At 54.7% G+C, this 7,343-nt stretch carries 6 protein-coding genes and 4 pseudogenes; 4 read left to right on the plus strand and 6 right to left on the minus strand.

From position 1 onward, the window contains the following. Both Q1B15_RS07145 and Q1B15_RS07150 read left to right on the plus strand, forming a co-directional pair. Window positions 1–785: TRAP transporter large permease subunit (locus Q1B15_RS07145; protein WP_299752232.1), on the plus strand; the 785-nt coding region annotated here is incomplete at its 5' end. A gap of 63 nt (window positions 786–848) precedes the next feature. Continuing rightward, the gene (locus tag Q1B15_RS07150; RefSeq protein WP_299752235.1) at window positions 849–1,886 is read left to right on the plus strand and encodes a TRAP transporter substrate-binding protein; all 1,038 of its coding nucleotides are present in this window, start codon (window positions 849–851) and stop codon (window positions 1,884–1,886) included. Between the two features lie 150 nt (window positions 1,887–2,036). Here Q1B15_RS07150 and Q1B15_RS07155 read toward each other — a convergent pair. Beyond that, window positions 2,037–2,528 (minus strand): annotated as a pseudogene (locus Q1B15_RS07155) (DDE-type integrase/transposase/recombinase); the annotation flags it as partial. A 70-nt stretch (window positions 2,529–2,598) separates the two neighbouring features. Between Q1B15_RS07155 and Q1B15_RS07160 the strand changes: the two are divergent. Continuing rightward, a pseudogene (locus Q1B15_RS07160) lies at window positions 2,599–2,897 on the plus strand (transposase); the annotation flags it as partial. Window positions 2,898–2,913: 16 nt separating this feature from the next. On the opposite strand, the gene Q1B15_RS07165 reads toward Q1B15_RS07160, so the two are convergent. From Q1B15_RS07165 to Q1B15_RS07175, 3 genes and pseudogenes are all read right to left on the minus strand, one after another. Continuing rightward, window positions 2,914–3,879 carry an XdhC family protein gene (locus Q1B15_RS07165; RefSeq protein WP_299752238.1) on the minus strand — a complete coding sequence of 322 codons (966 nt, stop codon included), beginning with the start codon at window positions 3,877–3,879 and terminating at the stop codon, window positions 2,914–2,916. A 244-nt stretch (window positions 3,880–4,123) separates the two neighbouring features. Then, a complete protein-coding gene (locus tag Q1B15_RS07170; protein ID WP_299752241.1) occupies window positions 4,124–4,699 on the minus strand; it encodes a nucleotidyltransferase family protein in 576 nt (191 codons plus the stop codon). A gap of 174 nt (window positions 4,700–4,873) precedes the next feature. Further along, window positions 4,874–4,960: pseudogene (locus tag Q1B15_RS07175) on the minus strand (IS6 family transposase); the annotation flags it as partial. 109 nt (window positions 4,961–5,069) lie between these two features. Between Q1B15_RS07175 and Q1B15_RS07180 the strand changes: the two are divergent. After that, window positions 5,070–6,066: pseudogene (locus Q1B15_RS07180) on the plus strand (IS630 family transposase). 204 nt (window positions 6,067–6,270) lie between these two features. On the opposite strand, the gene Q1B15_RS07185 reads toward Q1B15_RS07180, so the two are convergent. Together Q1B15_RS07185 and Q1B15_RS07190 are read right to left on the minus strand one after the other, a co-directional pair. Beyond that, on the minus strand, window positions 6,271–6,516 hold the full coding sequence (locus Q1B15_RS07185) for a MoaD/ThiS family protein (RefSeq protein ID WP_299752244.1): 246 nt from the start codon (window positions 6,514–6,516) through the stop codon (window positions 6,271–6,273). Between the two features lie 2 nt (window positions 6,517–6,518). Continuing rightward, window positions 6,519–7,343: molybdopterin cofactor-binding domain-containing protein (locus Q1B15_RS07190; protein ID WP_299752247.1), on the minus strand; the 825-nt coding region annotated here is incomplete at its 5' end.

The following is a 7,343-nucleotide window of genomic DNA, read 5'->3' on the forward strand; positions in this document are numbered from 1 at the left end:
TGCTGCCGGGCCTGATGATGGCGGCTATGTTCGTGATCTACATTTTGGTCCGCTGCAAATTGAATCCGGCGCTTGGTCCAGTCCTTCCGCCAGCAGAACGCGCAATGCCCATGGGCGAAAAGATCAGGCTTTTGGGCGCAGGTCTCCTGCCCTTGTTTATCTTTTTTGCGATGATGGTGCCATTCGTGAACGGGTGGACATCCCTTGTCGAAAGCTCGGCCATCGGCGCAATCGCTGCGTTTCTGGCGGCGGTTTTGAAAGGCCGCATGACGCGCCAGGTGTTTGAGAATTCGGTGCGTCAAACGCTGGGCATCTCTTGCATGTTTATGTGGATCATTCTCGCCGCTTTGGCGTTTGGCGCGGTCTTTGATGGACTTGGTGCGGTCAAAGCCATCGAAAGTCTTTTCACTGAAGGGCTGGGCCTATCGCCTTGGATGATCCTAATACTGATGCAGCTCAGCTTTATTTTGATGGGCACATTCCTCGACGACACTGCAATGCTGGTGATCGTTGCACCGCTTTACGTTCCACTGGTCGGCGAACTCGGGTTCGACCTTATCTGGTATGGTGTGCTATACACGATCACCACACAGATCGCCTACATGACACCACCCTTTGGATATAACCTATTTCTGATGCGTGCGATGGCACCGCCCGAGATCACGCTGAGAGACATCTATTCATCCATTCTACCCTTCGTGCTGGTGATGATCGTTGCGCTGGCCACAATCATGGCCTTCCCTGAAATCGCGCTTTGGTTGCCGGGTTATATTTATGGAAATTAATGAAAACGAGATCCCGGTCACGGGACGCAAATTGAGAAGAGCTCCAACAGAGAGGAAAGACCCATGACGACAAGACGTAAGTTTCTGACAACTGCCGGTGTCGGCGCTGCCGCCACCCTGGCCAGCCCTTCGATCGTTAAAGCGCAGTCTGCTATCAAATGGCGTTTCCAGACCTATGCAGGTAGCGCCCTAGGTGAGCATGTGACTAAACCGGTCATCGACTATATCAACGCCAACGCAAACGGTGAGCTTGAGGTTGAGCTTTTCTACGCAGATCAGATCGTTCCCACCGGAGAGCTGTTCCAAGCACTTCAGCGTGGGACGATTGATGGCGTGCATTCGGACGACGACTCAATGGCTTCCCCTACTCCGCTGCGTCAGTTCGGAGGGTATTTCCCCTTTGCCACCAAGCATATCCTCGACGTGCCTGTGCTGTTCAACCAGTACGGTTTAAAGGATATCTGGACTGAGGAGTACGCCAAGGTCGGCGTAAAATGGCTGTCGGCTGCTGGACAGGACCCATGCAACTTCAACACCAAGAAGGAGATCACCAGCGTTGCCGATCTCGACGGCCTGAAGCTTTACACTTTCCCAACGGCTGGTCGCTTCCTTGCCCAGTTCGGCGTGGTGCCGTTGAATATTCCATACGAGGACGCTGAAGTTGCAGTACAGACAGGCGAACTCGACGGTATGGCGTGGTCGGGCATCACTGAAGACTACACCGTGGGGTGGGCCGATGTGACCGACTACTTCCTCACCAACAACATCTCGGGTGCTTGGATCGGCTCGTGGTTTGTCAACGAAGAACGTTGGGCCGACCTTCCCGATAACCTGAAGTCGGTCGTAATGGCTGCGACTGAGGCTGGCCACACATACCGCAACCAGTGGTATTGGGGCGGCGAAGCGGCTCTACGCGCCAACGGTGACAAGCTGCAATTGCGCTCTGTACCTGCCGGTGAGTGGGCCGAGGTTGAGAACGCTGCCAAGGTGTTCTGGGAAGAAGTGGCTCAGGAAGGCGAGGTGCACCAGAAGATCGTCAATGTCTTCAAAGAGTACAACAGCGTCATCAATCAGGCCGGCGCGCCGTACAACTTCGAGTAAGCTTGGCGTAAAAATGACAGCGTCCCCGGCACCCGGGGACGCACATACGAACGCGAGGAGCTGATCTGTGGCTGTCAACCCGACCTTTGATACACTGAAAAAGCTGCGGAGAATACGAACAAGTCTCTACCAGGCCAGTGAAGCTGCCCCTTATGCCGCGCAAATGCCGCGACATTCAGCAAGAGCGGCGGCGCGGTTGAGTTTGAAATTTGATCGTGAGTGAAGGCTTCTTTCCGAATTGAACAGGTTGTGAATCGAGGCATGGACGGCGGCGAATTTCTGCAAACCTCGCATTCGTCTGAAACGGAGCATCGCACTCTCTCGTCGTCGAAACGGCAGATGTGAATTCTCGGCTCGATTGTTGAGCCAGCGGCCGGTGTCCTGTTTGTCGACATTGGCGACCTTCATCGCTGCGCCGTAGGAACGTAACTTTTCGGTGACGAATTTATGTGGGCGACCATGACGTTTCATTGGTTTTCTAAGAAATTTCAATGCTGCCTTGCGATCACGACGCTTTGTGACAAAGCTCTTCAGCACCTCACCTCCATGATCCACGGCCCGCCAAAGATAGTGCTTCTCGCCGTTGATCTTCACGAATACCTCATCCAGATGCCACTGCCAGTGTGTCCCCGACCGCATTCGATCGGTAATCCCCCTAAAATTAGTGGTCAAAAGTCGAATTTTCTCGGCAGGATATCTGAGGATATTTTTGATGAAGACAGCACGATATAGCGACGCACAGATCATGAGCATTTTGAAACAGGCTGAGGGCGGTGTACCGGTTTCAGAGCTTTGCCCAGAGCATGGGATGAGCAGTGCAAGTTTCTACAAGTGGCGCGCCAAATTTAGCGGCATACCCTCTCGGCAGATTGCTGCGCAATCGCCTGCCGCGTAATAGACGCCTCTTTGATTGCAGCGATGAAGGACATGGCGGATCAGAACCGCCGCCTGAAGAAGATGTATGCTGAGATGCGCATGCAGAACGAGCTGCTGAAGGAGGCGCTTGGAAAAAATCACATTGACGGTTTCAATCCCACCCCGACCTGTCGGCACCCGTAAATGGTACTGATGTCGCAATGTCCAAAACTTCCGCAAGGACCGATACGGACAATGTGGCAGGATCGCGCGCAGAGCGGATCAAACCAACCGGACCATGCAGGCGTGCGAGATCATCCCGCGCAACCCCCATCGCTTCAAGCTCAAGCAACCGTACATCACGGGCGCGCTCGCTTCCTTGTGCTCCGACATAAAAGGCTGGTCCGCCAAGTGCCCCAAACAGGATCGGCGGTTCCCGTTCGTGATCATGAAAGAAAAGAACGATGGCCGTCCATTGATCCGTAATCAAATCTGCCGGGAATTCAGGTTGGCGCAAATGCTGGACATCGCAGCCTGAAGCCGCCCCAATTTCTAATGTCTCTTTATCAGGTGAGAGAAGAAGATTTGGATATCCGATGGATTGGACAAGAGCTGAAAACGTGCAAGCTTCTGGCCCTTTACCAAAGACCAGAAACCGCACTTTGGGAGCGAATTGCACAACGAACTTCGAGCCGATCAAACCGGTTGTTCCATCATCTAACAACGTGAGGGCACCAGAGTAGATGTCTATCCCGATCGCACACAACTGTCTGGCAGCACGCCGCTTTGTCAATTCAAGAAAGACCCGGCGATCCGGCCGCGGTAGCAAAAGGATATCAAGCCCCCCACCACATGGCAGCTGAATATCGATAAAAGGCGAGCCGCGCCCATACCGTAGGGTTTTAGGCTTGCCTGTTGCCAGAACTTGAGCAGCATGCAAGGCAAGGTCTGCCTCAATGCAGCCCGATGACAAAGCACCCAAACGTGAACCATCCGCCCAAATGGCCATTGCTGCGCCAACCGCCCGGTAGGACGGCCCCTCCACGCCAGTGATGACGGCAAGTACAGCGTCGTCCCGGTTTGTCGCAATAGCCTCAATTGGATCAAGCCCGGAGGCTGCTGGGAGAAGAGAATTCATGGGTTATCTTGCCTGATTGCCATCGCTCAAAGGCAAATTTCTGTTAAGTAAACAGGTGATACCGCATCGTAAAAGGATTTCAGAGTTGTGTCTAGGAATGCCGTTAGGTTCGACACGACTGATAACGTCGCTCGACAGATGCAAAACGCACTCAAGAAACCGAGAAACCGGGAAACCGGTGGAAAACCTGTTGCAGGAACATGTCCAAGCTTCAGGCACTACATCTCCGCAATGCCTTCGCAACCTAGCCCCCACGGGCTTTCGCTGCCTTGGCAATATCATCTGGTGTGTCCACATCAATAAGCTCGCCGTCCGGAGCTTGGACAAGTGCATTGACCGAAAGACCACGAAAGAAAGTGCGCGCACCTTGGTCGCCAGCGAGGCCTTGGATGGCTGAGAAGCTTTCCCGGGGGAAACACGCGGGCGGCATAGAGCGTCTCCCGTCAAAAGCAGCAGATGGAGTTCCCGCGCGGCATCGCGCCGTTACCTCTTGAATTAAAACTGTTGTGACATTGGGCATATCACCAAGAACGACAACCGCCCGGTCAGCGCCCAGGCGTTCGGCGAGGCGAAGGCCTGCCCGCAGACTATCAGACTGCGCGTGCGACTGCGTCGGCGGAGCGGTAATCTGAAATCCAGAAAGCCTTTCAGCGACCTGTTGACTTGCTGTAACAGCGATTAATAAATCGAATTTGCACGCCGTTAAGGCGCCAGCAGCATGGGTGACAAGCGGCTTGCCTAGGAAAGGCGCGAGAAGTTTGTCGGTTCGCCCGAAACGTTCTGACTGCCCTCCGGCAAGGAGAATACCTGCGATAATCATTCCGGTCCGATCGTGGGTATTGTCAGATTAGACTTGTTAGGCGACCGATCCCACTTCAATTTTTGAACTTATAGGAAAGATCTCTATGCTTGGATGGCCTTCATTAATCTCACCAATAGAAACCATGCGGCGTCCTCGAAAAAGTATAGCAATCGAATTTAGTCGAACAATGCCACCAAATCTTCTCCACCAGAAGCGAACGGGCTCATGTCTGATATCGTTACCATACTCGCGCAGCAGATCTTTGACATGCCGGAGCGAAAAAGAAATTTGACGTAGAATATGCCGGCTATAGCGTTTCGGGAAAACCTGAATCGGGGGATTCCCATGTAGGTCAGTTTGTGATTCATCCTGTTTGGTAGGACGGATCATGCCAGCACCTTTGCCGGATGCGCTTCGGGCACGGTTTCAGCGATACATTGAGGAAGGGTTAAGCGGGCGCGCGGCGGCGTTGCGTTTGAAGCTTTCGCCAGCGACGGGGGCGCGTTGGGCACATCGGTCAGGATGAGAGGGAATGCCTTGCCTGCATCTCAGGGACGCCCGCCGGGGAGCGGCAAGTTAGCACCCCACCGGGCATTCTTCGAAGAGCTGATCATGCAGGACCCAGACATTACGCTCTTTGAACTTCGCGATGCACTGGCTGATGCAGAGGGTGTACAGATCCACCACTCATCTATCGCGGATCTGCTGTCCCGGCTCGGGTTCACATACAAAAAAAGTCGTTGGTTGCGTCCGAGCGCCGCCGCGCCAATGTAAGGCGTCAGCGTGCCGACTAGTTTGTCCATCGGCTGCCAGCTATTGGGCGTCAGCCTGAACGTGTTGTGTTTATTCCTTCTCGGCAGATTGCTGTGCAATCGCCTATCAGGCAGCGGACGAAACGGCTGTGAAGACCAACCTAACCCGCCTACGAGACCGATCGTTTGCGGCCAGCGACTGAATATGGGTGCGCCCGTTGGCAGTTGGGCGACACAAACGCTGATCGCCGGATTGACCCAGGACGCCTTGATCGCGCCGTGGGTCATAAAGGGCGCAATGGATGGTCCGGCATTTGCCGCCTACGTGCGCGAAGTGCTGGTGCCGGAGATCGAGCCCGGTACCGTGGTCATACTGGACAACCTGGCCACCCACAAAACAAGGAAACGTCAGAGGCCCTGCGCGCGCATGGATGCTGGTCCCTCTTCCTACCGCCATACTCGCCCGACCTGAACCCAATCGAGCAGGCCTTCTCCAAACTGAAAGCCCACTTGCGACGCATTGGTGCAAGAACCTTCACCGACGTCTTCGAAGCCGTTGGAAAAGTCAGCGACCTATATGACCCTCAAGAGTGCTGGAACGACTTCAAGAATGCCGGATATGCCTCAGGTTAAAACCGAAACGCTTTAGGCGAAAGCTCTCATGACTGGATCGAAAGTATCGAAATGGGCTGGGCTTTCTCATCCACCGAGACTAAGCAACCGCCCTTCCCGGCTCAAGCCGGTTTCTTCTGACAAGACCTTTCTGAGGTCTTCAAACGACCAGACGTGCTGCGATTTGTCCGAAACAAATGTGCCTCACAGAAAAATCGCCGACTGTCACCCGCCTGTCATATAGGGCATCAGGACGACTTCGCTCTTTGGCCCGATTTCAGTAAACCATGCCTCGCGGTAGATTTTGCCATCCAAAGCCAGCGACACACCGCGCTCGATTTGCGGTTTCAGGCCCGGGTATTCGGTCGCCAGACGATCCAGCAATTCCTTGAAATTGCGCGCATCAACTTCGACTTCAACCTGTCCATCTGTCGCAGACCGCAAGGAGCCCCAGATCGTCACCTTGACCATGCCTATCCCTTTTGCCGGATTGCCTTGAGCAGCTTTGGCGGGGACATCGGCAGTTCGAACAAGCGGATCCCGATGGCGCGTGCGACTGCGTTTGACAATGTGGCCAAAGGCGGCACGATGGGCGTCTCTCCGACCCCGCGCACGCCATAGGGATGGCCTGGGTTCGGGATTTCCAGGATGACGGTTTCGATGTTGGGCAGATCCGAGGCGACGGGAACACGGTAATCAAGAAAGCCCGCGTTCTGCAGTAATCCATCTTTTCCGTAGATATATTCCTCGTTCAGCGCCCAGCCGATCCCCTGAACGGCACCGCCTTGCATCTGGCCCTCGACATAGTCGGGATGCACGGCCTTTCCGGCATCCTGAAATACCGTGTAGCGCAGGATCTTGGTCGCACCGGTTTCCGGATCGACCTCGACATCGGCAAGATGCACACCGAAACTTACACCAGCCCCGTCCGCGTTGACCTCAAAATGGCCAGCAATCGGTCCACCGGTATTTGAGGAAATTGCCGCGATCTCCTCGATCGACATAGGGGTAAAATCGCCCGCGTTCGCGCCGGATGGTTTGGCGCATCCATCTTCCCAAATCACGGCGTCTTCATCTATGCCCCAAATTTTGGCAACCCGTCCGCACATCACCTTGATCGCATTCCGCGCCGCCTCAATCGTAGCAAGACCGACTGAAAAGGTCACGCGGCTCCCATCGGTTACGTCATTGTAGCCCAGCGAATTGGTGTCGGCGATGATCGTCCTGACCTTGTCGTAGGGAATGCCAAGCTCTTCCGCCGCCATCTGGCTGATCGCCGCCCGAGAGCCTCCGATATC

This window comes from uncultured Boseongicola sp. (genome assembly GCF_937988555.1).
In the GTDB taxonomy this organism is placed as follows: Bacteria; Pseudomonadota; Alphaproteobacteria; order Rhodobacterales; family Rhodobacteraceae; genus Boseongicola.

Bases quoted from the DNA above. Each gene is read 5' to 3' on its own strand.
- Q1B15_RS07170 (WP_299752241.1), bottom strand. From the start codon at position 4,699: ATGATTATCGCAGGTATTCTCCTTGCCGGAGGGCAGTCAGAACGTTTC.
- Q1B15_RS07150 (WP_299752235.1), top strand. From the start codon at position 849: ATGACGACAAGACGTAAGTTTCTGACAACTGCCGGTGTCGGCGCTGCC.
- Q1B15_RS07185 (WP_299752244.1), bottom strand. From the start codon at position 6,516: ATGGTCAAGGTGACGATCTGGGGCTCCTTGCGGTCTGCGACAGATGGA.
- Q1B15_RS07165 (WP_299752238.1), bottom strand. From the start codon at position 3,879: ATGAATTCTCTTCTCCCAGCAGCCTCCGGGCTTGATCCAATTGAGGCT.